The organism is Lipingzhangella halophila (genome assembly GCF_014203805.1).
Taxonomy (GTDB): domain Bacteria; phylum Actinomycetota; class Actinomycetes; order Streptosporangiales; family Streptosporangiaceae; genus Lipingzhangella; species Lipingzhangella halophila.
This window is the reverse complement of record NZ_JACHJT010000001.1, coordinates 4140965-4164566: the sequence shown is the minus strand read 5'-3', so window position 1 is coordinate 4164566 and position 23602 is coordinate 4140965. Positions and strand designations below refer to the sequence as shown.

The 23602-nt window shown below is 69.2% G+C and carries 18 protein-coding genes; 7 read left to right on the top strand and 11 right to left on the bottom strand.

Features of this window, described 5'->3' with window-relative positions:
• The first annotated feature begins 5 nt into the window (after nt 1-5).
• Nucleotides 6-2429 (top strand): AAA family ATPase, encoded by a 2424-nt coding sequence (locus F4561_RS19175; protein ID WP_184580774.1) that lies wholly within the window; start codon nt 6-8, stop codon nt 2427-2429.
• 95 nt (nt 2430-2524) lie between these two features.
• A complete protein-coding gene (locus F4561_RS19170) occupies nt 2525-3253 on the top strand; it encodes a nucleotidyltransferase family protein (RefSeq protein WP_184580773.1) in 729 nt (242 codons plus the stop codon).
• Between the two features lie 40 nt (nt 3254-3293).
• Here the strand turns inward: F4561_RS19170 and F4561_RS19165 are convergent, their stop codons facing one another.
• The gene (locus F4561_RS19165; RefSeq protein ID WP_184580772.1) at nt 3294-4160 is read right to left on the bottom strand and encodes an NmrA family NAD(P)-binding protein; all 867 of its coding nucleotides are present in this window, start codon (nt 4158-4160) and stop codon (nt 3294-3296) included.
• Between the two features lie 294 nt (nt 4161-4454).
• On the opposite strand from F4561_RS19165, the gene F4561_RS19160 reads away from it, so the two are divergent.
• Nucleotides 4455-5279 (top strand): tyrosine-protein phosphatase, encoded by an 825-nt coding sequence (locus tag F4561_RS19160; RefSeq protein ID WP_312885378.1) that lies wholly within the window; start codon nt 4455-4457, stop codon nt 5277-5279.
• A gap of 11 nt (nt 5280-5290) precedes the next feature.
• Here the strand turns inward: F4561_RS19160 and F4561_RS19155 are convergent, their stop codons facing one another.
• Together F4561_RS19155 and F4561_RS19150 are read right to left on the bottom strand one after the other, a co-directional pair.
• Nucleotides 5291-6910 (bottom strand): hypothetical protein, encoded by a 1620-nt coding sequence (locus tag F4561_RS19155; protein WP_184583852.1) that lies wholly within the window; start codon nt 6908-6910, stop codon nt 5291-5293.
• Nucleotides 6911-7072: 162 nt separating this feature from the next.
• Nucleotides 7073-7330, bottom strand: a complete 258-nt coding sequence (locus F4561_RS19150) for a hypothetical protein (protein WP_184580771.1) — start codon at nt 7328-7330, stop codon at nt 7073-7075.
• A gap of 835 nt (nt 7331-8165) precedes the next feature.
• Between F4561_RS19150 and F4561_RS19145 the strand changes: the two genes are divergently transcribed.
• The gene (locus F4561_RS19145; protein WP_184580770.1) at nt 8166-10253 is read left to right on the top strand and encodes a SpoIIE family protein phosphatase; all 2088 of its coding nucleotides are present in this window, start codon (nt 8166-8168) and stop codon (nt 10251-10253) included.
• Between the two features lie 347 nt (nt 10254-10600).
• The gene (locus tag F4561_RS19140; RefSeq protein ID WP_312885615.1) at nt 10601-12340 is read left to right on the top strand and encodes an RNA polymerase sigma factor; all 1740 of its coding nucleotides are present in this window, start codon (nt 10601-10603) and stop codon (nt 12338-12340) included.
• Between the two features lie 439 nt (nt 12341-12779).
• Here the strand turns inward: F4561_RS19140 and yaaA are convergent, their stop codons facing one another.
• The 3 genes from yaaA to F4561_RS19125 form a co-directional block, all read right to left on the bottom strand.
• Nucleotides 12780-13577 carry a peroxide stress protein YaaA gene (yaaA, locus tag F4561_RS19135; RefSeq protein ID WP_184580768.1) on the bottom strand — a complete coding sequence of 266 codons (798 nt, stop codon included), beginning with the start codon at nt 13575-13577 and terminating at the stop codon, nt 12780-12782.
• A gap of 116 nt (nt 13578-13693) precedes the next feature.
• On the bottom strand, nt 13694-14008 hold the full coding sequence (locus F4561_RS32710) for a ribbon-helix-helix protein, CopG family (protein ID WP_184580767.1): 315 nt from the start codon (nt 14006-14008) through the stop codon (nt 13694-13696).
• Between the two features lie 140 nt (nt 14009-14148).
• Nucleotides 14149-14379: a DUF7455 domain-containing protein gene (locus tag F4561_RS19125; protein WP_184580766.1), complete on the bottom strand. Its 231-nt coding sequence runs from the start codon at nt 14377-14379 to the stop codon at nt 14149-14151.
• 519 nt (nt 14380-14898) lie between these two features.
• Between F4561_RS19125 and F4561_RS19120 the strand changes: the two genes are divergently transcribed.
• Nucleotides 14899-17007 carry a DNA gyrase/topoisomerase IV subunit B gene (locus F4561_RS19120; RefSeq protein ID WP_184580765.1) on the top strand — a complete coding sequence of 703 codons (2109 nt, stop codon included), beginning with the start codon at nt 14899-14901 and terminating at the stop codon, nt 17005-17007.
• Between the two features lie 103 nt (nt 17008-17110).
• Here F4561_RS19120 and F4561_RS19115 read toward each other — a convergent pair whose 3' ends face one another.
• Complete coding sequence (locus F4561_RS19115; protein ID WP_184580764.1) at nt 17111-17869, bottom strand: SDR family oxidoreductase; 759 nt, start codon at nt 17867-17869, stop codon at nt 17111-17113.
• Between the two features lie 69 nt (nt 17870-17938).
• Between F4561_RS19115 and F4561_RS19110 the strand changes: the two genes are divergently transcribed.
• Nucleotides 17939-18532 carry a TetR/AcrR family transcriptional regulator gene (locus F4561_RS19110; RefSeq protein ID WP_184580763.1) on the top strand — a complete coding sequence of 198 codons (594 nt, stop codon included), beginning with the start codon at nt 17939-17941 and terminating at the stop codon, nt 18530-18532.
• Nucleotides 18533-18549: 17 nt separating this feature from the next.
• Here the strand turns inward: F4561_RS19110 and cds1 are convergent, their stop codons facing one another.
• The 4 genes from cds1 to F4561_RS19090 all read right to left on the bottom strand — a co-directional run bounded on the left by cds1 (nt 18550) and on the right by F4561_RS19090 (nt 23320).
• The gene (cds1, locus tag F4561_RS19105; protein ID WP_184580762.1) at nt 18550-19683 is read right to left on the bottom strand and encodes an L-cysteine desulfhydrase Cds1; all 1134 of its coding nucleotides are present in this window, start codon (nt 19681-19683) and stop codon (nt 18550-18552) included.
• 181 nt (nt 19684-19864) lie between these two features.
• The gene (locus F4561_RS19100; protein ID WP_184580761.1) at nt 19865-20191 is read right to left on the bottom strand and encodes a tetratricopeptide repeat protein; all 327 of its coding nucleotides are present in this window, start codon (nt 20189-20191) and stop codon (nt 19865-19867) included.
• 60 nt (nt 20192-20251) lie between these two features.
• On the bottom strand, nt 20252-20755 hold the full coding sequence (locus F4561_RS19095; RefSeq protein WP_184580760.1) for a beta-class carbonic anhydrase: 504 nt from the start codon (nt 20753-20755) through the stop codon (nt 20252-20254).
• 81 nt (nt 20756-20836) lie between these two features.
• Nucleotides 20837-23320, bottom strand: a complete 2484-nt coding sequence (locus F4561_RS19090) for a DNA gyrase/topoisomerase IV subunit A (protein WP_184580759.1) — start codon at nt 23318-23320, stop codon at nt 20837-20839.
• Nucleotides 23321-23602 lie beyond the last annotated feature (282 nt).

Below are 23602 nucleotides of genomic sequence, written 5' to 3'. Positions count from 1 at the left end.
TCTGGATGCCGCGCGCCGACCGTACCCGGACCGCAGAGGGAACCGGAGGGACGTCCGTCCTGGAGCGTGTGCGCTCCGCCTACTACGGTTACCCGCCCCGGACTCGGCTCGTCGGGGGCCTGATCGCCGTGACCGCCGTCGCCGTGCTGGCCTTTGTCCTCGGCATCGGAGTGTGGCCGGCGGTCACGGTGACGGTCGCGCTCCTGCTGGTGTTCGCGGCGCTGATGCGGTCCACCGAGGCCGTCGCGACCGTTCTGGTGGGCATCGCGTGGCTGGCCGTTGCCATTCCCTTGTTCCAGATTCCGCTCGCGGGCGAACCGGCGGTGCTGGTCCTCCTCTTGTTGCCGCTGGTCGTCTCGCTGGCCGCCACCCGGATCCGCGAGTTTCCCGTTTGGCACACGACACTCCTGGCGCTGCTGGTCGCGCTGATCGTCGGGCTCGCGATCGCCCTGGGCACGATGCTTGTCTTCGCTGAGCCATCGCCGCTGGGGATCGTGTGCACCGTGGCCGCCGCGGGCCTGGCGCTGGCGTGGCGCGCGATCGCCGGCTACCGGTTCCGGCGCGACCTCAAACCCAGGCCCGAGTCCCAGGAGGCCCGCTCGCCGCTGGGCGGCGATCCGCCGGCCGGTGGGCCCCGGGAGCGTGCCACCGGCCGTGCGGCCGACGGCTCCGGCGGCGCAAAGGGGGACGCCGACGCGGAGGAGCCCATCCCGGTGGACGAGGCCCTCGCGCGGCTTGAGGACATGATCGGCCTGGACCCGGTGAAGCAGCAGGTCCGCGCGATCGCGGCGTCGATCGAGGCGGCCCGGCTGCGGGCCGACGCCGGCTACTCCGTCGACAAGCCGCTGCGCCACCTGGTGTTCTCCGGGCCGCCGGGAACCGGCAAGACAAGCGTGGCCCGCACGCTGGCCACGATCCTGCACTCGTTCGGGCTGCTGCGAACACCGCGGGTGGTCGAGGCGCAGCGTGCCGACTTGGTGGGGGAGTACCTCGGCGCGACCGCCATCAAGACCAACGAGCTGGTCGACCGGGCGCTGGGCGGCGTGTTGTTCATCGACGAGGCGTACTCCCTGGTCAACGACGGCGACGGGCAGCCCGACCGGTTCGGCAACGAGGCGGTGCAGACGCTGCTCAAACGCGCCGAGGACGACCGGGACCAGTTGGTGATCATCCTCGCCGGCTACGAGGAGCAGATGGACCACTTTCTGGCCTCCAACCCCGGCCTGGCCTCGCGGTTCGCCACGCGGGTCACGTTTCCCAGCTACAGCCCGGACGAGCTGCAACAGATCGCCGAGTCCCTGTTCGAGCAGCGGGGCGACCACCTGGACGACGAGGCACGGCCTGGCCTGCGCCGCCGGTTCGAGCAGGCGGCGCAGCGCGAGGTCGTCGACGATCTGGGCAACGGCCGGTTCGTCCGCTCCCTGGTGGAGAAAGCGGCCGAGGCGCGCGACGTGCGTGTGGTCACCGCAGACAAGGGCGAGGGCCAGCCCGGCCCCAAGGAGCTGGTCACAGTGTGCGCCCCCGATATCGCCGCCGCCTACGAGGAGCTGACCGGGCGGCTGCCCGGGTTCGGGGAGATGCCGGATGTCACCGAGGCCCTCGCCGAGCTGGACGGGATGATCGGTCTGGAACCGGTGAAGCGGCAGGTGCGGTCGATCGTCGCCCAGTTGCAGGTCGCCAAGCTGCGCGAAGAGCAAGGGCTGCGCACTCAGCCGCCCATGCGGCACTTCGTGTTCTCCGGACCGCCCGGCACCGGAAAGACGTCGGTCGCGCGGATTCTGGGGCGGATTTTCGCGGCGCTGGGGTTGCTCAGCCGGGCGGAGGTGGTCGAGGCGCAGCGTGCCGACCTGGTCGGGGAGCACCTTGGGGGGACCGCCGTCAAGACCAATAAGCTGGTCGACCGGGCGCTGGGCGGGGTGCTGTTCGTCGACGAGGCGTACGCCCTCGCCAACCCGGGCTACAGCGGGGGCGACGCCTTCGGCGCCGAGGCCATCCAGACACTGCTCAAGCGGGCCGAGGACGAGCGCAACCGGCTGGTGATCGTGCTCGCCGGCTACCCGGCCGAGATGGACCGGCTGCTGGCCAGCAACTCGGGACTGGCCTCCCGGTTCAACGTGCGCGTGGGCTTTCCGAGCTACACGCCCGACCAGCTCGCCGAGATCGCTGACGTTGTGGCGGCCGGAGCGGGCGACGCCTTCGATCCCTCGGCCCGCGAAGACCTGCGGCAGATCTTCGCCTATGTGTGCGACTCCGGGTGGATCGACGAGCTCGGCAACGGCCGGTTCGCCCGCTCTCTGTTCGAGAAGGCGTGCTCGCATCGTGACCTTCGGGTCTCCGAACAGGTCGGCGAGGCCGCGACAGCCACCGAGCTGACCGTGGTCACCAGTGAGGACGTACGCCAGGCCTACGGCGAGATGACCCAAGACTGACCCGCCCGCCGGGCCGGCCGGGCGGTACCGCAGCCGAGTGGGCCGGCCTCGGGAGCGGGCGCTGAGATCCCGATCCCGCCTGCTACTCTCCGGCCATGAGTGGATCCGCCGCCCCCACACGCGAAGCGGTCATCCTGGCCGGCGGCCAGGCGACCCGCCTCCGGCCCTACACCGACACCCGTCCGAAGGCCATGGTCGAGGTGGCCGGCCACCCGATCATCGACTACCAGCTGGAGTGGCTCGCCGGGCACGGGGTCGAGCACGTGGTCGTCTCGTGCGGGTACAAGGCCGACGTGCTACGCGAGCACCTGGCCAGCCGCGCGGGCGGGCCACGGATCAGCTTGCTGGTCGAGGAGGAGCCCCTGGGCCGCGGAGGCGCGCTTCGCTACGCGGCTTCCGGGCTCCGGGAGAGTGACGATCCCTACCTCGCGCTCAACGGCGACGTCCTCACCTGGTTCTCGCTGGACGACTTCGTCTCCTTCCACCGCGAGAAAGGCGGACTGGTCACGCTCGCCCTCGCCCAGTACCGCACCAGCTGGGGCATCGTCGACGTCACCGAGGACGGCACGATAGAGGGCTTCACCCAGAGCCCTCTGCTGCCCTTCTGGATCAACGCCGGTGTCTACCTCTTCGAGCGCGCGGCCATCCCGAAGCTCCCGTACAAGGGCGACCACGAGTCCAGTACCTTCCCGGAGCTGGCGGGAGAGGGGCGGCTCTTCGGCTACCGGATCGGCGGCTTCTGGCGCGGGATCGACACCGCGAAGGACGTCAAGGAGGCCAGCGAGCAGATCCCCGCCCTGCGCGCCAGCACGCCCATGCCCTAGGGGTACGTAGTGAGGGTGGTGACGCCTCCTCGCCCACGGATCAGTTGCTGGACAGTCGCTCGCGCAGCAGCGAACCCATGGTGATGGGTTCGCGGCCGATCAGGGCGGCCAGCGTCGGGTCGACGGCGGCGAACTCGCCGGCACGGCTGGCGGCGTAGATGCCCAGGAGTTGGTCTGCCGTCTCGGCCGGGACGCCGAAGCCCACCAGCTGCTCCCGGTACTGGTCGTCGGGTGCGGTGGTCCTGGTGATGGTACGGCCGGTGACCTTGGTGGCGATGTCGGCGAGGTCGGCGAAGGTGAGTGCGTGCGCCGCGGTGAGCGGCGGAGTCGGGCCCTCGAAGCGGCCTTCGTCGGCCAGGGCGGCGGCAGCGGCCTCGGCGAGATCGGCGTGCGCGGTCCAGCTGACCGGGCCGTCCGCGGGGAGCGCGACCTGGCCGCCGGACTCCACGGCAGGGCCGAGGAACTGCAGCGCGCTGGCCGCGTAGAAGCCGTTGCGCAGCGACGTGAACGGCACACCGCAGGTACGCAGCGCTTCCTCGGTCGCGGCGTGGTCGCGGCAGGACTGGAAACGCGAGGTGGCGCTGGCGCCCATGTGACTGGTGTAGAGGATGCGGCCGGCACCCGCCGCGACGGCCCCGTCGATCGCGGTACGGTGCTGCCGCACTTCCTCTTGGCCTGTCTTGTCGGCGGAGACGATCAGTACCTGGGTGGCCCCCTCGAAAGCGTGGGTGAGGCTTCCGGCGTCGGTGAAGCTGCCCTTCCGCACGCGCACCCCCTGGTCGGCAAGTGCCTGTGCCTTCTGCGGGTCGCGGACGCTGACGCCGACCTGATCGGCCGGCACGCGGGTCAGCAACCTCTCGACGATCTGGCGCCCGAGCTGTCCGGTGGCTCCGGTCACGATGATCATGCTGCACTCCAACAATATGGTTCCATCGGAATCGAAATAATAGTAACACCGATACTAACAACGGAACCAATAATTCCTTATCGCTGATACTCACGTCGCGCTCACCCACCAGATCCGGGTTGACGACACCAGCCCCGACACCGCAGCCACCGGTCGCGAGCAGACCCGGCAGCGGGGATCGGGGCCGCCTCCGACCTGCTGGAGCGCGAGGGGCGCAACACGGCCGGGCCCGGCGTAAACGACGTTCATGCCCTAGATGCCCGGTGTTGAGGGCCGGTAGATAGGCTCAGTGTCGTGACGATCGACGACCAGCTTCTGGCCAATGCCCCCAACTTCCGCGACCTCGGTGGGCGCGCCACGAGCGATGGGGCCCGGGTACGCCGCGGAATGGTCTACCGCTCCGACTCGCTGGCCTGGCTCGACGAAAGCGACCTCGCAACGCTGGAGCGCATCGGGCTGCGGCAGGTGATGGACCTGCGCGCCGACGTGGAACGCGCGAAGCACGCTGACCGCCTCCCCGACGGCGTCGAGTACACGACCCTCGACGTCAACCCCAAACCGGCGGGCGGCACGCGGGGGACCGGGGAAGGCGCGGATCGGCACTTCGCCGGCGACCTGGCCTCGGTCCTCGCCGAGCCCGAGTTGGCCCGGGAGGTCCTGTCGGACGGCGGGGGCGAGCGGTTCATGCACAACGTGAACCGGGTGCTCGTCACCAGCGACGCCGCCCGCGCCGGCTACGCGGAGCTGCTCACGCGGGTCGCCACCGGGCCGACCGCGGCCGTGTTCCACTGCAGCGCCGGCAAGGACCGGACCGGCTGGGCCGCGGCGCTGATCCTGTCGCTCCTGGGAGTGCCCTGGGCGACGATCGTCAGCGACTACCTGGTGAGCAACCTCCGAATGGACAACATCCAGCGGTGGATCTACGCGAAGAGCGACGAGAACGGAATCGATCGGACGCTGGTCGACCCGATCCTGGGCGTGCGCCGGAGGTACCTGCAGACGGCGTTCGCCGAGGTGGAGCGGGTGCACGGGACGGTTGAGGAGTACGTCCGCGACGGCCTGAAGCTCGATCCCGAGATCATCGACGCGCTCCGCGCGCGCCTGCTGGAGTGGCCCTGACCGGGGCCGGGTCACAACTCGGTTAGCCGCTCCACCAGGTCGTCCTCGTCGTCGGCGTCGTCCAGCACGGTGAGCAGTGTGCTGAGCACCTCCCGGCGGCTGTGGCCGCGGTCGAGAAGCCGCTGGGCGGCCTCCCAGAGCGCGGGCGGCTCGCCGTTCCACAGGCGTTCGGCCAGCCTCTCGTGCGCGGCCAGCTCTTCCTCGGAGGCGCCGGGACCGCCGTCGACCGTGCGCGTGTCCGTGTTCGGGGCCTCGTCCGCGCCGGTGCCGTTGCCGTTGTCCGCCGAGTGCTTGCCTCGCGGCCACCCGGACGTGTCGTACTCGCCGAAGTGGTCCAGGCGCAGCAGCGCGCGCCGCCCGGTCCGGGTCGCCGGGTCGAACTCGCTGGCCGACTCGGCGACCAGATCGCTGGCCAGTAGCGGGAACGCGAACATCCGGCGTGCGAGGGCCGAGAGGTCGTCGTCGGGCAGCAGCCGGCGGATCGCCTCGCGGCGCAACCCGTAGGAGGCGGCCGGGTCAAGGTAGGTGCTGGTGAAGTCCGCGGTGGCTTCCCACAGCGCGTCCAGCGTGGCGTCGACGGCGGTCTTCGGCAGCTCGAAGCGAGGGCCGGCCCACCGGATCCACGCCGCGAGCACGTGCGGCATGGCCTGCTGCTCCTCGGGGAGGAGTACGACGCGGCGCGGCAACCAGGTGAGCAGGAACGACTCGACCTTGCGCGGGCTCACCCGCAGCGGACGGCCCGCGTCGACGTCGCAACCGTAGGCGATTATGTGGTCAACGCAGCGGCTCGCCGCGTAGGAGTCGGAGAGCTCGGCCGACTCCTCGGAGGCGAGGAACCGGGCGGCCAGCATGGCGCGGCGGTCGCGGGGCCACACGGGCTCGGAGGTGGGGGCCGTCTCGGGAGGCAGCGCCCGCACTCGCGCGAGGGCCAGGGCGTGGTGCGCCGCCAGGCTTCCCCCGGAGAAGTGCTCATCGCCCGCCCCGGTGACGCGCACGGGCCGGTTGCCCGCGTGACTGTTCAGCACCTGGTGGGTGCGGTTGAAACCGTTCTCCAGCAGCGTGCGGGCGCGCGCGGGGGTGAGTTCGGCGAAGGTGGCCATGGCGGTGTCGGCGGCCTCGCGGCGGCAGTGCTCAAGGAGGCGGTCGGCCTTGGTGGTGACCCACGCGTCGCGCAGCACCCCGCCGGCGTTGTGGTCGATGACGGCGATCAGCGCGTGTCCCGCCTCGCCGGTGTCGGCACCCGGGTCGAGGTCGTAGCGGAAGGTGCAGATGATGTTGTCGATGTCGCCGAATCGGCTTCCCGAGACGTACGCGGTGACGGGGCGCGCCGTGCCCACGGACTCGGCCCACATTGGGGGTGCGACGTCCTCGGCGGACAGCGTTTGGGCCGCCTCGTTGGCCAGGTCGCGTTGCCGCGGGGAAGGGCCCAGCACGGAGACAGCGGTAAGGACCGCGAGGCCGGCCGAGGTGCCGGCCTTGGTGGCGTGCGCGACCAGCCCCTCACTGAGAAGGCGGTCGACGTCGACACCCGGAACCCGCTGGCCCCACCAGGATCCGAGCATCTCGCTCACGCCGAGTTCGACGTCGAGCGGATGCCGCATCGCGAGTAGCGCCCGGGCCGCGCGCAGCATTTCGACGAAAACGGCGTCTGGCACTGGTTCGGGGTCCGGTCTTCGTGAGAGGGGTGATACGGACACCCACCGAGCCTAAGGGACGTGCCACGTGCAGGGAGTTTGTACGGGGAAGGGGGACGTGGTGCGGGCGCCCCGAAAAGGGCGCCCGGGGCCGTTCCGCTAACGAAGCCGGTCGTGCTCGCCGAGGCGCGGCCGGAGGGTCGCCGCGGACGGCGGCTCGGACTTGATCATGGCCTGGAGGCGCTCGCGGGCGACGCGTTCCACGAGGTCGATCGTCACCTCGAAGCCAAGATGCTCGGCGCACTTCCATGCGTCGGCGACACAGCGTTCGACATGCGGGTGTGACAGCACGCCGAACTCGCCGTGGAGTCGTGTGGCGACCTGTTCGAGGTCATGTGCCGGATAGATCTGGAGCATCCTCGCTCACGCCCCTTGCTGTGAATGCGGTCCGGACGGCGACCACCATCCATTTCACTGCGTCACGCGGGGGTGTCAACCCCCGCCGCGACGGTCCTTGCGCAGCCTTTGCGTGGCCGTTGACCGCGGCCCGGGTGCGGCCGTATCCCTTTTGGGACGGGTGGCCGGCATTTCGGGTGGAACAGAGCCGGCAACCGCGGCGAGCGGGCCGCGTTCGGCAGGTGGAGCGCGGTCGTTGCCACACGGCGCACACCCCGTCGTTATAAAGAATTGGTAAAAACGATGTGGGAGGCATGTGGTTTGCGGTGCTGCTGAAACAGCGGTTGCCGGTTGTCCGGCATCGGGCCAGCGTAGCGGCCCGCATGCCAGGTCGGGGCCGGATTGTCGCCAGCCATGTCGCGCTGTCAGTGGACCGACTGTTCGGACTTCGGGGGAATTTCGAGCGTTTTACCTGGTCACCGCGCGACGGTCCGAAAATGGGGGGACCGAAATCCGCCCGCGTGCCCTACGGGTCGCTTACGCGTCGTATTATTTACATTCCGCTATGTCCATTTACTTTCTGCTGCAGCTTGGTCGATGTGAACGCTCCATCGTGGCCTATGCTGATGCGACGGCGTCGGCACATCCAGCCGCCGCCGGGGGAGTGGTGGCTTGATCGCGTCTCAAGAGGGAGTGTCTTGAGCATGAGAAGCGAGTGGCGCGGTCGCGGCGAGGGCCTCCGGCGTGGAGGCCAGCCATCCCGTTGTAGTTCCTACCCGGACCAAGTTCGCCAAGCCCTGGCGCTCGCGTGAATGAGCCCCCTCGAACGGGGGAAAGGACCCCGGAGGTGTCATCGTTGAGCACCGAGACGTCCGTTCCGCCCCCTCGCGCGTTCGGACTCGGCCCCTCGGATGCCGCCCTGCTCGAGACGCTGCTGGACAAGGCCCCGATCGGTTTCGCGTTCCTCGATCTTTCGGGACGGTTCCGGCGCGTCAACCGCACCCTGGCCGACGTGTACGGGTGCGACGAGGGCGAGTGCCAAGGGCGTACCCCTGCCGAGGTGCTGAGGGATCCCGACGATGCCGCCAACCACGAGGCCGCGGTGGCCGCTGTGCGGCAGAGCCGCGCCGTTGTCTACGGCGATCATCCCCTCGTTGGCGGTACCCCGGAGAGCCGGACCTGGGCACTGTCGTGGTTCCCCGCTTACGGCGACGATGACCAGATCGAGGGGGTCGCGCTCATCGCGGTCGACGCGGGTGACAGTCACAAGGTGGAGGTGGCGTTGCGGCGGAGCGAGGAGCGCTACCGGTCCCTCCTCAAGGCCGGTAACCAGGTTGTCTGGGCGGCCAACCCCAATGGCGAGATCCAGGAGGACTGCCCCGAGTGGCGCGCCATCACGGGCCAGTCGGTCGAGGAGTACCTGGGCCGGGGCTGGCTCGACGCCGTCCACCCCGACGACCGCGAGCCGGTCGAGCGCGCCTGGGACGACGCGTTCGCCGACAGCACGACCTTCGACGAGAGCTTCCGGGTCCGCACCCAGTCCGGCGACTTCCGCTACTACCGTTCGCGCGCCATCCCGATCATGCGCGACGGTGAGCTGGTCGAGTGGGTCGGTGCCAACACCGACATCACGACCCAGCGCGAGGCCGACGAGATGCGGCAGCGCCTCACCCAGCAGTTGGGCGAGGCCGCCCTGCGCACGGTGCGGCTGCAGAAGGCCACGTCCGACCTCGCCGAGGCGCTCACCGTTGACGACGTCGTCCAGGTCATGACGGAGATCGGGCGCTCGGCCGTCGGGGTCGACCGCACCGCGGTCGCGTTGCTCGACCGCGAACGGCTGTGGTTGCGCGTGCTCAACCCTGACGGCGTGCCCGATGTGCCGGGAACCCATCCGGCCGAGGCCGGGCTGGACTACCCCGGCACGATGTCCATGGCCGTGCGCGATCGCAAGCCGTTCATCGCCGGCAGCCCGGTCGAGCTGCGGGCCTTACTCGACGACGATCCCGAGCTGCTCACGTTCCTGAAGCACACCGACGAGCAGGCGTGGGTGACCCTTCCGCTGCTCAGCGCGGGGTTGCCGATCGGTGCGCTGCGGTTCGCGTTCACCAGCCAACGTGAGATCTCTGACGAGGAGAAGGTCTTCCTGGAGGCGTTGGCCGGCCAGTGCGCCCTCGCGCTGGGGCGAGCCACCCTGTTCGAGCGCGAGCACCGGACCGCCGAGGCGCTGCAGACGAGCCTGCTCCCGGAGAAACTTCCGGAGGTCAAGGGCGTTCGGATGAAGGCGTTCTACCGGTCGGGAACCCAGCACGTGCAGGTGGGCGGCGACTGGTACGACGCGTTCCCGCTGCCCGACGGCCGGGTGGCCGGTGTCCTCGGCGACGTCATGGGCAAGGGCATCGAGGCGGCCACCGGCATGAGCCGGGTGCGCAACGCGTTGCGGGCGCTGGCATTCAGCATGCCCGAGCCAGCGGACGTGCTCACCGGGCTCGACCGGATGTTCGACGCCACCGAGGGGCCGGACCAGGTCACAACGCTGGTCTACTTCGTTCTGGACCCCGAGACCGGCCAGATCGATCTCAGCAACGCGGGGCATCTCCCACCGCTGATCGTGGCCGAGAGCGGCGATCCCTGGCTGGTCGACGCCGTGCCCGACACACCGCTCGGCGTGAGCACCCGCCGCGGTCACCACAAATTCTTTGTGCGACCCGGTAACACCGTGGTCCTCTACTCCGATGGTCTTGTTGAGAACCGGAAGCGTTCCGTCGCATCCGGCCTCGATGAACTAGTCACCGTAGCGTCTGGGGCACGGCCGGGGGTGGTGGGCGATCCACAGGAGATGCTCAACTATCTTGTTGGGAGCATGCTCGACGGGTACGAGCAGGACGATGACGTCACACTGCTCGCTGTCCACCTTCCGGTGCTCGAGGCCGGACAGGAGTTGTAGACCGTACAGAGAAGTCCGACACTTTGCCTAAGGTGGAGGAGCCATCAACCCCGCTCACGCGGGGTGGGGAATTCAGGACCCGACGGTGGGGTTCAGTCCGTAGGTCTGTGGACAAAAATCCTACTGGGCGGAAGTGCCCAAACGCCAGAGAGGGCACATACGCTGAAGAAAAACCGGCTTCCCCGCGCAGACGGGGATGTGCCGAGCGAGGAGAGGGCTAGCTCCTCCCCCGACGCTCATCGGGCCGCCGGGTCCAGCAATCTCGCCACACGTCCGTTCGAGAGGTGTTTGTGTCACCTGCCAGTTCGACCCGCTCTAAGCAGCAGGAGTCGCTGCAAGAGCCCGTCATCCAGCAGCTGATCGAGCGTGGGCGGTCCCAGGGGTACCTTGAGCCCGAGGACGTGCGCCGTGCCTTCGAAGAGGCCGACATCCCGATGTCGCAGGCCCAGACTGTGCTCCGGAGCCTGACCAAGGAAGGTGTGACTCTCGTCGTGGGGGCCGAGGAATCCGCGCCCGCTCGACGCAAGTCCACGCGCCGGAAGTCGGCTGCCCCCAAGACCACTACGAGTAAGGCGAAGCGTGCGGCGGCGGCCCAGGAGCAGCCCGACACCGTTACAGCAGTTGTCGACTCCGAAGCCGCGACGGCGCATGAGCCTGTCGACGAGCCGACGAACCGGGAGGTGACGACCCCGGCATCCGGCGGCGGCACCCCCGTAAGCGGCGAGACCGCGGCCAAGAAGCCGAAACGGAAGTCCGCCAAGTCCGCCAAGTCCTCCGCGTCGCAGGCGGCGTCGTCGTCGGCGCCGGTCAGGGCCGCGGATGAGGAAGCGGCTCCCTCCGGCGCCGACAACGGTGCCGCGGCAGCGGAGCCCGCGCCGGCCAAGGCCGACGCGGACAAAGAGGACGTCGCCCCGGACGAGACTGGGGCTCAGGACCAGGACCTCGAACTGGAGCCGAGCGACGAGCTTGAGGAAACCGGTGCCGAGCTGGAGCTTGTCGAGGAGGTCGTCGACGACCGTCCGGAGGCCGCGGATGGTCCGGTAGCCGGGTCCGGGGTCAAGCCCGAGGACGTCGGCATCCCGGAGAAGGCGGCCGCCAACACCTCCGAGGACGAGGCGTTCATCCTCTACGAGGACGACGATGACGCTCCGGCCGCGCAGGTCGTGGCCGCCGGCGCCACCGCCGACCCGGTCAAGGACTACCTGAAGCAGATCGGGAACGTCGCTCTGCTCAACGCGGAGCAGGAGGTGGAGCTGGCCAAGCGGATCGAGGCCGGGCTTTTCGCCGAGGAGAAGCTCGCCGAGGAGAGCGGTTCGCTGAGCCACGAGTTCCGCGACGAGCTGGAATGGATCGCTGATGACGGCGGGCGCGCCAAGAAGCACCTGCTTGAGGCGAACCTGCGGCTCGTGGTGTCGTTGGCCAAGCGCTACACCGGCCGGGGCATGCTTTTCCTGGACCTGATCCAGGAGGGCAACCTCGGGCTCATCCGCGCGGTGGAGAAGTTCGACTACACCAAGGGCTTCAAGTTCTCGACGTACGCCACGTGGTGGATCCGGCAGGCCATCACACGCGCGATGGCCGACCAGGCACGCACCATCCGCATTCCGGTGCACATGGTCGAGGTCATCAATAAGCTGGCGCGCGTCCAGCGGCAGATGCTGCAGGACCTCGGTCGCGAGCCCACCCCCGAAGAGCTGGCCAAGGAACTCGACATGACCCCGGAGAAGGTCGTCGAGGTGCAGAAGTACGGCCGCGAGCCGATCTCGCTGCACACCCCGCTCGGTGAGGACGGCGACAGCGAGTTCGGCGACCTCATCGAGGACTCCGAGGCGATCCAGCCGGGTGAGGCGGTCAGCTTCACCCTCCTGCAGGAGCAACTGCACTCCGTGCTCGACACCCTCTCTGAGCGCGAGGCCGGTGTGGTCTCGATGCGGTTCGGCCTCACCGACGGCCAGCCGAAGACCCTCGACGAGATCGGCAAGGTCTACGGTGTGACCCGCGAGCGTATAAGGCAGATAGAGAGTAAGACGATGTCGAAGCTGCGGCATCCGTCTCGCTCTCAGGTACTGCGCGACTACCTCGACTAACCGTCCGCCGCGACGTCCACGCCGCGGGGCTCGTGCCCCGGGAGTCCCGGCGTGGACGGCGCGGCGGACGGCCTCAGCCGTTCTCATCCGTTCGGATCGGGCCGGTCTTCGCGTCGGCCGGCCCGATCGTCTGATGGCGACCCCCGTAGCGCGGCATCCGCACGGATGTGGCGAGTCCGCGAGGACCGGCACGCCGTGGAGCCATCGCCGTTGTTGTGTCATCCGCGTCATCTGCAACTGACACGTCCGATCATGCCGGGCGCGATGTATGACCGAGATAAACACCGCTCACGGATCGAGACCGAGTCGTTGTTGACGCTTCGGCCTGTTCCGACCCGGTATGGTGACGGCGCCGGATGAGCCCGTCGGATGGTCCCAGACCCTGGTGGGTGGGTCCCTGCGTCGTCCCAGCTAGCTCAGGCCGGCTCGGCAGACCAGTTCAGTCGCGCACCACCACGTCAACGCTCTGGGGCTGGCCGCGCCGCGCGGGAGCACGCGGCTCGGCCGGATGGCCGAGGTCATTGAGCGCCTCGGCGAGCTCGGCGGGCGTGGCGGGATCGACCCGGTTGGCGAGCAACGAGCGCGCGATCGCGCCCCGTGTGGCCTTCGCCATATGGCTGACGACGGTGCGTTTGGTGGCACCGCCGCTGATGGTCTCGCGTAGCACCCGGACGGTGACCGTCATCTCGCGGGTATCGCCCACGGGTTTGAACGCGGCGGCGTAGGCCGCGGATCGGCAGTCGACCACGAGATGGCCCTCGGTGGACTTGGTCAACGGGTCGGTGAGCCGTTCGCGCCAGAACGCGCCCAGCGGGCCGAGCGGAGGCAACCGCACGTCCATCGCCAGCCGGTAGGGCGGTAGCGGGTCCTCGACCCCGACCACGCCCCACAGGCCGGAGAAGATCAGAACCGACCGCCGCGCGGCTTCCGCGCTGTCCCCCGCCAGCAGCCCGGGCAGGTCCAGGTGGTCGTAGAGCACGCCTGTGTAGCGGTCCGCGGCGCGCAGTGTCGGTGCCGCGCGCACCTCGCGGTCGCGCTGTACGGCCTCTCCTTGGGTGGCCGGGAGCCGCAGTATGTCCCGCGCCGTCTCCACCGGCCCGGAACAGAGCCTCTCCAGGGCCTCCAGCACCGTCTCGCGCGCGTCGCCCAGCTCGGGGAGGGTCAGCGCCCCCAGGTCCAGCGGTGGGCCGTCCCCGCCGGTCGCCTTTCCCTCGGACGGCGGCAGCAGGATGCGCATGGGACCTCTCTATGGGACAGGACGGACGCGCGGGCGTTCAGAGCGAGCCAGGATCCGCCAACCAGCGGGTCGACTGGCCGGTGTGCCGGGCATATCCACAAGGTGGACGGCGGGACTCATCGACGGTAGTTCTGCTTGTCCTGGAGATGCTCCAAGTCGAATCCGCCCTCAGTGCCGAGGTCACGCAACTCCGCGAGTGCTTCGGCCCGGTCGGGGCGACGCACTGTCTCCGCGAGAGATGGATTGGCGGTGTCCTCTTCGGCGGAAGTCCCCGGTAGTTCGGTCGCTCGATTCAGGCCATCGTCGGTTGTACGCGCGAGGTAGTCATCGATCGCGGCGAGGGCCACCTGGTGCATGCTGCGCCCTTCGAGTTCCGCGCGATGACGCAGGGCTGTGGCCAGCTCGTCGGAGAGCTGTAACGTGATCTCCACGACCGCATGGTGTCATACTGGCGCCACGCTCGGCATCGGAAGCCATTCCCGCGCATGCGCGGTGCGCACAGACCTCCCAGACACGACATCGGCGGTGGCCCCCACTGGGGGCCACCGCCGGACGTCTTTCCTGTTATGACTTAACGCTCATCCTCGGCGGACGTGGCCGGCTTCTCGTGCAGGCGGCTAGTCTCGTCCTGGATCTCCGAGGCGATCTTGCGAATCGAATCGTCGTGCTCGCGCATGTGATGAGCGCAGAACAGCAGTTCGCCGCCGGAGCTGAGTACCACTCGGACGTACGCCTGCGCACCACAACGGTCGCAACGGTCAGCAGCCGTCAGCGGCTGGGTGGGGGCAAGGGTTCCAGTCACTTCGCCTTCCTCAATACTCGGCGTTAGTCACTCGGGACAACATCTAACCGGATCAAGAGCTTCCCAACCAGCCCTTCTGTACGCCAACAGCGGAATCGGGCCTGATTGTGACGCACCTCATCGTTAGTCTTGGCCGTGCCGGATGGGAGCCTACCCGGTGACACGCCAGGCCATCGTGGAGAAAGGGGAGCAGCCGGGCACACCGTGCCCCAAGTGGTAATGTCGCGCGTGGTATGGGGCGGGAAACCCCGCGAACCAGCCAATGTCGCCGGGAAGAGAGGATGTGAGGCACACACCTCCTCCCCGGGGGCAAGGTCCCCCCAGCGGGACACACGATGCACGGAACCCGGAATGTCCGGGGCACTGCCGGCGCTGTCCGGGAGCGCAGCCCCGTGGCAACCGAGGGACCGAGCCGTTCGGACTCCAGTGCCGACCCCTGTCCAGCCGTGTCATGCGCACGTACGGTGCCTGATCCGGGCGTGCCGCGCGCCCGTCCTAACGAACGCAGGAGATGTCCACGTGACCGCCCTCACCGCCGCCCTCCACGATCCCGAGGATTACTCCGCTCGGCATCTCTCGGTCTTGGAAGGACTCGAGGCGGTCCGCAAGCGCCCCGGGATGTACATCGGGTCCACCGACAGCCGCGGGCTGACCCACTGCATGTTGGAGATCGTTGACAACTCGGTGGACGAGGCGCTGGGCGGCCACTGCAGCCGGATCGACATCATGCTGCACGCGGACGACTCGGTGGAGGTGCGCGACAACGGGCGGGGTATTCCTGTCGACGCCGAGCCCAAGTCGGGGCTGCCCGGTGTCGAGTTGGTCATGACCAAGCTGCACGCCGGCGGGAAGTTCGGCTCCGGCTCCTACACGGCCTCGGGCGGTCTGCACGGCGTTGGCGCCTCCGTTGTGAACGCGCTCTCCGCGCGTCTCGACGTCGAGGTCGACCTCCAGGGGCACACGCACGCCATGAGCTTCCGGCGCGGGCTGCCCGGCCAGTTCGACGCTCCGGGGCCCGACGCCGCGTTCACCCCGCAGTCGGGGGTGGAGAAGGTGCGGCGGGTGGCCAAGAAGGTCAGCGGCACGCGCATCCGCTTCTGGCCCGACCGCAAGATCTTCCTCAAGGAAGCCGACATCGCCCGCGAGTCGCTGCTGGACCGTGCGCGCCAGACCGCCTTCCTGATCCCGGGGCTCACGATCGCGGTGCGCGACGAGCGCGTCGACGGCGAGCCGCCGTACGAGGAGGAGTTCCGCTTCGACGGCGGAATCGGCGAGTTCTGCACCTACCTGGCCCCCGACGACCCGGTCAACGATGTGCTGCGGATCCAGGGCTCGGGCAACTTCACCGAGACCGTTCCGGTGCTCGACGACAACGGGCACATGACCCCCACCGACGTCGACCGCCACCTGGAGGTCGACGTCGCCCTGCGCTGGGGCACCGGCTACGACACGACGGTGCGCTCGTTCGTCAACGTGATCGCCACCCCCAAGGGCGGCACCCACGTCGCCGGGTTCGAACGGGCCATGGTGCAGGTGGTCAACGACCAGCTCCGGAACACGAAGCTGCTCAAGGCGAACGATGACCCGGTTACCAAGGAGGACGTGCTCGAAGGGCTCACGGCCGTGGTCACGGTCCGGCTTCCCGAGCCGCAGTTCGAGGGCCAGACCAAGGAGATCCTGGGCACCTCGGCCGCAACCCGGATCCTCTCCCAGGTCGTCCGCAAGGAGCTGCGGAACTTCCTCGCCTCGACCAAACGGGCCGAGAAGCAGCAGGCCCGGACCGTGCTGGAGAAGATCGTCAACGCGGCCCGGGCGCGGATGGCGGCCCGCCAGCAGCGCGAGACCCAGCGCCGCAAGAACGCGCTGGAGAGCTCCGCGCTGCCGGCCAAGCTGGTCGACTGCCGCAGCGAAGGGCTGGACCGCAGTGAGCTCTTCATCGTCGAGGGCGACTCCGCCCTGGGGACCGCCAAGCTGGCGCGCGACTCGGAGTTCCAGGCACTGCTGCCGATTCGCGGCAAGATCCTGAACGTGCAGAAGTCGTCCGTCGGCGACATGCTGAAGAACGCCGAATGCGCGGCGATCCTGCAGGTGATCGGCGCGGGCTCGGGCCGTACGTTCGACCTCGACAACGCCCGCTACGGCCGGGTCATCCTCATGGCCGACGCCGATGTCGACGGTGCGCACATCCGGTGTCTGCTGCTGACGCTCTTCTACCGGTACATGCGGCCGATGCTGGAGGCGGGCCGGGTCTACGCCGCGGTCCCACCGCTGCACCGGATCGAGCTGACCAACGTGCGCAAGAAGAAGCGCGGCGCCACGCCCGAGGACCGCTACATCTACACCTACAGCGACGCCGAGCTGCAGCGGAAGCTCCTTGAGCTGGAGAAGAAGGGGCTGAGCTGGAAGGAGCCGGTCCAGCGGTACAAGGGCCTGGGGGAGATGGACGCCGACCAGCTCGCCGAGACCACGATGGACCCGCGCCACCGCACCCTGCGCCGGATCCGGGTGGAGCACGCCGAGGAGGCGGCCTCGGTGTTCGGGCTGCTCATGGGGAACGAGGTCGCTCCGCGCCGGGAGTTCATCGCCAACGGTGCCCAGGAGTTGGACCTGAACCGGATCGACACCTGACCCGGCGGCGGCCGGTCTTGCGCGGTCGCGGGGATCGGCCCCTCAAGGGTCATTGAGGGGCCGATCCCCGCGACGTCGGCGCACACGTCGCACAGGCGAGCGGTCAGAGCCGCGCGCCCCCGGTGGCGTCCAACAACTGCCCGGTGACCCAACGGCCGTCGTCGGAGGCGAGGAACGCCACGACGGCGGCGATGTCGTCGGGTTGTCCGAGGCGTTCCAGGGCGGTGACCCCCAACACGGACTCTCGCATCCCGGGGTTGTCGCGCATCTGGCGTTCGGTGCGGTCGACCGAGACGAGTCCCGGAGCCACCGCGTTCACGGTGATCCCACGAGGTCCCAGTTCGGCCGCCATACCGCGGGTGAAGACCTCCAGGGCTCCCTTGGTCATCGCGTACGGCAGCAGCGCGGGCGTCGTGACGCGCGTCAGGCCGGTGGAGACGGCGACCACGCGCCCGCCGTCGCGCAGCCGGGGGAGCAGGGCCTGGGTGAGGAACAGGGGAGCTCGGACGTTGACCGTGAAGAGGCGTTCGTACTCCTCGGCGGTGATCTCGGCGACCCCGCTCGACGCGCCGATCCCGGCGTTGTGCACCAGGATGTCGACGGGGTTGTCCGTTCCCACGGCGCTGTCGAGCCCCGCGACGAGGTCGCGGACCCCGTGTGGCGAGGAGAGGTCGGCTCCCACGGTCATCGCGCGCCCGCCGGCCTTCTCGACGAGGCGGACCGTCTCCCGGGCGCCTTCCTCGTCGGTGCCGTAGTGGACCGCGACGAGCGCGCCCTCCTGGCCGAGACGCTCCGCGATGCCGCGTCCGATCCCCTTGCTCGCTCCGGTGACGAGAGCGGTCGTGCCATCGAGCCGGTACATGTGCTCCCTCTTTTTCTAGTGATCGCTACATAAATTAGATTAGCATAGTGTTCGCTATAGAATGAAGGTATGGTGACGCGACGCGGACGCCCTCGGAGCTTCGACCGGGACCGGGCACTGAGCACGGCCACCGAGATGTTCTGGCGGTACGGATACGAACCGACCTCGATCAACGACCTCACCCAGGAGCTAGGTATCACCCCGCCGAGCCTGTACACCGCGTTCGGCTCCAAGTTCGCGCTGTTCACCGAGGCCGTCGAGCGCTACCGCGCGACGGCCGGCGCCGGGGTCATGGAGGCGTTCCGGGCCGCTCCCAGCGCACGCGCGGGGGTCGAGGCCATGCTGCGGACCGCGGCCACCGACTACACCGACCCCGCCCACCCGCGCGGCTGCCTGATCATCAGTGCCGCGACCACTTGTGGGCCGCGATCCCAGGACGTGGAGCGGTACCTGCGAGGGCTTCGCAACGTCAACGTGGAGACGGTCTGTGAGCGCATCCGCACCGATGTCGAGAACGGGCTGCTTCCCGAGGACACCGATCCGGGCGCCCTCGCCTCCTACTGCGCCGCCGTCCTGCAGGGCATGTCGCAGCGAGCCCGGGACGGCGCCAGCCGGGGGGAGCTGGAGCACACGGCCGACCTCGCCATGCGGGCCTGGCCCTGAGTCACCCAGGGCGGCGATCACCCGCCCTGGGTCTCGGGTGGCAGCCACTCACCGGTCGCGAGGAAGCGCTCCAGAGTCGCGGTGTAGGGCGCGAGATCCAGCCCTTTCTCGGTGACCCACGCGTCGTCGTAGTAGCTGTGCCGGTAGCGTTCTCCGCCGTCGCAGATCAGAGTGACCACGCTGCCGGATCGCCCGTCGCGCAGCATCCGGGCGACGAGCTGCCACACGCCCCACAGGTTGGTGCCGGTGGAACCGCCGGCGGACAACCCGGTCACGTCGTTGAGGTGGCGCATGGCCGCGATACTCGCGGCGTCGGGTACCGGGACCATCAGGTCGATCACTGACGGCAGGAAGCTCGGCTCCATCCGCGGGCGGCCGATGCCCTCGATGCGTGAGGGCATGCCCGTGGCGTAGTCGGGGGCGCCGGTCACCCAGCCCGGGAAGAACGCCGAGTTCTCCGGGTCGACCACCGCCACCCGGGTGTGGTGGCGGCGGTAGCGAACGTAGCGGCCGATGGTGGCCGACGTGCCCCCTGTTCCCGCGCCGACGACGACCCAGTCCGGGACCGGATGGCGTTCCATGGCAAGCTGCTCGAAGATCGACTCGGCGATGTTGTTGTTGCCCCGCCAGTCGGTGGCCCGCTCGGCGTAGGTGAACTGGTCCAGGTAGTGGCCGTGCGTCTCAGCCGCCAGCCGTTCTGCCTCGGAGTACATGGCGGGTGGGGCGTCCACGTAGTGGCACCGCCCGCCGTAGCGCTCGATCAGCGCGATCTTCTCCGGGCTGGTGGAGCGGGGGACCACCGTGACGAAGTCCAGCCCGATGAGCCGCGCGAAGTACGCCTCGGAGACGGCGGTCGAGCCCGAACTGGCCTCGACGAGCGTGGTTCCCTCGGTGATCCACCCGTTGGCCAGCCCGTACAGGAACAGCGAACGGGCGAGCCGGTGCTTGAGGCTGCCGGTGGGGTGCACCGACTCGTCCTTGAGGTAGAGGTCGATGCCCCACTCAGGGGGCAGCGGGAAGACGTGCAGGTGGGTGTCTGCGGAACGGTTGGCGTCAGCGACCACTCTGCGGACGGCCTCGTCGGCCCAGGCGCGGGTTTGTGCGGAGGAGCGGTCGACCCAGCCGGACGGTTCCTCGGGCGTGGATGGCATGCCTGCAGGCTAACGCCGCCCCGCTGGCACCGGGCCGGCGGCGGAGTTTCGCGCGATGGCCCCGCTGCCGCCGGGGTGGGTAATTCGAGCCGCTGCGGGACGCGGGCTGACCAGGGGCTGGCAGAGCGGGAAGAGCGTCCGCGCCCGGCCGGGGGGCGTCACCGGCCGGGCGCCGCAGGAGTCAGTCGAGGGAGCCGCCGGTCATTGCGGCGTGCAGCCGCCGGTACGGCGCCGCCTCGTCGTCGCGGTTCTGGCGCTCCAGGGAGCGCGCGAGTGCGATGTGCGCCCAGTTGTCGCCCGGATCCAGCTCCAGGAGTCTTCGGAAGGTCTGCTCGGCCTTCGCGAGCTGAGCCGAGTGGAAGTAGGCCCGTCCCAGAAGCTCCAGGATCGAGCGGCTCTCGGGCTCCCTCTCACTCAGAGGGGCCAGCAGCTTGGCGGCGCCGATCGGGTCGCCGAGGTCGAAGCGCATCTTGCCGCGTGCGAAGGTCTCGTAGGTGCTCTCCTCCACGGGTGCTCCCTTCATCGCGGAACACAACGGCGCGGACACGTCGCCGTATTCCGCCGCATCTCATCCGTCCACTGCGGATACCTTCCCTGTGTCGACGTCATAGATGGCACCCATGACCGGAAGTCCGCTCGGGAGCAGCGGATGGTGCCTGATGCGCTCCAGGTCGTGCCGCAGGGCGCCGATCTGGTCGTTGTTGGTGCGGAACTCCAGACTGCGGGTGTCGACGCCATAGGTCTGGTAGATGGCGTCGTGCACGGCCTCGTCGCTGTCGACCGAGGCCATCTTGCATCGTGTGTGCGGCAGCACCAGTACCCGCTGCACCTCCAGGAGGTAGACGGAGAGGACCAGGGTCCGCAGCGTGTCTTCGGTGACCCGGGCGCCGGCGTTGCGCAGGATCTTGGCGTCGCCGGGTTTGAGGCCCAGCATGTCGAGCGGTTCGATTCGGGAGTCCATGCAGGTCACGATGGCTATTCCGCGGGCGGCCACGGGTTTGAGGCCGCCGAGGTCGAACTGCTCGGCATACCGCTCGTTCGCGCTGAGGACATCATCGAATTCGCTGCTCACGCACTGCTCCAATCGCACGCGGGCGGCACACCGGGGTGCGCAGAGGCCTCTGCGCACCCCGGTGTGCCGCCCCGGTTCGTCCTAACCGTTCTCCGGTGGAGTAACGCCGGTATCGGTCTGTCCGCTTCCCACCGCCGTGATTCCGCGCGGGAGCGGCTCGCCGGAGCCGTCCCGGCGCTGGTCCGGCTCGGGAAGCCGGACCGGCCCGCCGTCGGGGCGGCTGGCGCGGACCGGCTCGCGGCCCACCCAGCCCAGGATCAGGGTGTCCTCGCCCTTGAGGAAGCGCTGGCAGCGGACGCCGCCGGTGGCCCGCCCCTTGACGGGGAAGGTGTCGAACGGGGTCACCTTCGCGGAACCCGCCTGGGTTCCCGGCAACGCGGTGGAGTCGCTGGCCACGGTGACGACGACCGAGTCCTCGGGCAGCGGAACCGAGCCGAACCACAGCGCCTGCGTCCCCTCGGCCAGTTTCACGCCGGCCACGCCGCCGGCCGCGCGGCCCTGCGGTCGTACCGACTCCGCGGAGAACCGCAGCAACTGCCCGGCCGAGGTGATGAACACCAGGTCCTCCTCTTCGGAGGAGAGTTGGGAGACACCGACGAGCCGGTCGCCCTCCTTGAGGTTGATCACCTCGAAGTCGTCCTTGTTCTGCGGGAAGTCCGGGGTGACGCGTTTGACCACGCCGTGCGCTGTACCGAGCGCGAATCCGGGCTCGTCGGTGTCGAGAGCGACGACCGAGACCACGCGTTCGTCCCCGGCCAGCTCGACGAACTCGGTCACGGGGAGGCCGGAGGCCAGTGGTGGGGCGTCGGTGCTCTCGTCGGGGAGTTCGGGCAGCTCCAGTACGGGCAACCGGATCGCCCGGCCCAGGTCGGTGACCAGTCCGATGGATGAGCGTGAGGTCACCGGGACGCAGGCCGTGATCGCGTCGTGCTTGGTGCGCAACCCCTCGAACATCCGCGGCACGGTCTCGCCCCGGCTGCGGCCCACCATGCCGCTCGTGCTGAGCAGGACGTGGCAGGGTTCGTCGGCCAGTTCCAGCGGGATCGCCGCACTGCGGGTGACGCCGGAGCTGTCCATGAGGATGGTGCGGCGGGGGGTGGCGTACTCGCTGGCGACCTCGGCCAGCTCGGCGGACACCACCTCGCGGAGCTTCGTGTCGGACTCCAGGATCGCGGTGAGCTCGGCGATCTCCCGGTTCAGCTGGTCGCGCTCGTTCTCCAGCTCCAGGCGGTCGTACTTGGTGAGCCTGCGCAGGGGGGTGTCCAGGATGTAGCGGGCCTGGGTGTCGGAGAGCTCGAAGGTGGTCATGAGCTGCTCCCGGGCCTGCGTGGAGTCCTCGGACTCGCGGATCAGCGCGATGACCTCGTCGATGTTCAGCAGGGCCACGTGCAGGCCGGCCACGAGGTGCAGCCGCTCCTCGCGCTTGCCGCGGCGGAACTCGCACCTGCGGCGCACGACGTCCAGCCGGTGGTCCACGAAGACCTGGAGCAGCTCCCGCAGGCCCAGCGTCTGCGGCTGGCCGTCGACCAGCGCGACGTTGTTGATCCCGAACGACTCCTCCATCGGAGTGAGCCGGTAGAGCTCCTCCAGCACCGCCTCGGGGTTGAAGCCGTTCTTCAGCTCGATGACCAGGCGCAGTCCCTGGTTGCGGTCGGTGAGGTCCTTGAGGTCGGAGATGCCCTGGATCTTCTTGGACTGCACCAGTTCCTTGACGCGGGCGACGACCTTCTCCGGGCCGACGCTGTAGGGCAACTCGGTGATGACGAGGCCCGTGCGGCGCGGCGAGACCTTCTCGATGGACACGGTGGCGCGGGTGCGGAACGTGCCCCGGCCGCGCGCGTAGGCGTCGCGGATGCCGTCGAGACCGACGATGGTGCCGCCGGTGGGCAGGTCGGGGCCGGGGACGTACTCGATGAGCTCGTCCAGGCCGGCCTCGGGTTGGGAGATCAGGTGCCGCGCGGCGGCGATCACCTCGCCGAGGTTGTGCGGGGGCATGTTGGTGGCCATGCCCACCGCGATTCCTGAGGCGCCGTTGACCAGCAGGTTCGGGAAGGCTGCGGGGAGGACCTCGGGCTCGGTCTCCTGGCCGTCGTAGTTGGGCCGAAAGTCCACGACATTCTCGTCGATGGACGCGGTCAGCAACTGGGCGGCGCGGTCCGGGCGGGCCTCGGTGTAGCGCATCGCGGCTGGGGCGTCGTCGCCGCCGAGGGAGCCGAAGTTGCCGTGCCCGTCAACCAGCGGGACACGCATGGCGAACGACTGGCTCAGGCGCACCAGCGCGTCGTAGATCGCCCCGTCCCCGTGCGGGTGCAGCTTCCCCATGACCTCGCCGACCACCCGGGCGCACTTGACGTGGGCGCGGTCGGGGCGCAGACCCATGTCGTTCATTTGGTAGAGGATCCGCCGCTGGACGGGCTTCATGCCGTCGCGGGCGTCGGGCAGGGCTCGCTGGTAGATCACCGAGTAGGCGTACTCCAGAAAGCTGCCGCGCATCTCCTCGGAGACGTCGATGTCGACGATCTTCTCGGCGAGTTCCTCAGGTGGTGGAGACGTAGTACGGGCCATGGTGGTCATTCTGGCCCCACGTGGCGACGACCGCGAACCGGAACACCACTCGGGGGCGGGGGTGCGTCCGCGATCGGCCGGGCGTTAAGGTTCCGTCAAGATCGCGCTGCGTGGCGTCCACAGCCGGTGTGCCGCATGCCTTCGAGCCGAGTTTGGTTACTAAGAGTGAACAATTTCGGTGTTGTGGGGTGCGCGAGAGCGCCGGAGCCGCCCCGAGTCATGGGATGTTCGGTGAGATCGAACACGGTGCGGCCGGGAATGTGAAATCATCTCGCGTCTGGG

What these genes read in the sequence shown, in the direction of transcription:
- F4561_RS19175 (WP_184580774.1), top strand. Translation starts at nt 6, where the DNA reads ATGCCGCGCGCCGACCGTACCCGGACCGCAGAGGGAACCGGAGGGACG.
- F4561_RS19170 (WP_184580773.1), top strand. Translation starts at nt 2,525, where the DNA reads ATGAGTGGATCCGCCGCCCCCACACGCGAAGCGGTCATCCTGGCCGGC.
- F4561_RS19165 (WP_184580772.1), bottom strand. Translation starts at nt 4,160, where the DNA reads ATGATCATCGTGACCGGAGCCACCGGACAGCTCGGGCGCCAGATCGTC.
- F4561_RS19155 (WP_184583852.1), bottom strand. Translation starts at nt 6,910, where the DNA reads ATGCTGCGCGCGGCCCGGGCGCTACTCGCGATGCGGCATCCGCTCGAC.
- F4561_RS19150 (WP_184580771.1), bottom strand. Translation starts at nt 7,330, where the DNA reads ATGCTCCAGATCTATCCGGCACATGACCTCGAACAGGTCGCCACACGA.
- yaaA (WP_184580768.1), bottom strand. Translation starts at nt 13,577, where the DNA reads ATGCGCATCCTGCTGCCGCCGTCCGAGGGAAAGGCGACCGGCGGGGAC.
- F4561_RS19115 (WP_184580764.1), bottom strand. Translation starts at nt 17,869, where the DNA reads ATGTACCGGCTCGATGGCACGACCGCTCTCGTCACCGGAGCGAGCAAG.
- F4561_RS19110 (WP_184580763.1), top strand. Translation starts at nt 17,939, where the DNA reads ATGGTGACGCGACGCGGACGCCCTCGGAGCTTCGACCGGGACCGGGCA.
- cds1 (WP_184580762.1), bottom strand. Translation starts at nt 19,683, where the DNA reads ATGCCATCCACGCCCGAGGAACCGTCCGGCTGGGTCGACCGCTCCTCC.
- F4561_RS19090 (WP_184580759.1), bottom strand. Translation starts at nt 23,320, where the DNA reads ATGGCCCGTACTACGTCTCCACCACCTGAGGAACTCGCCGAGAAGATC.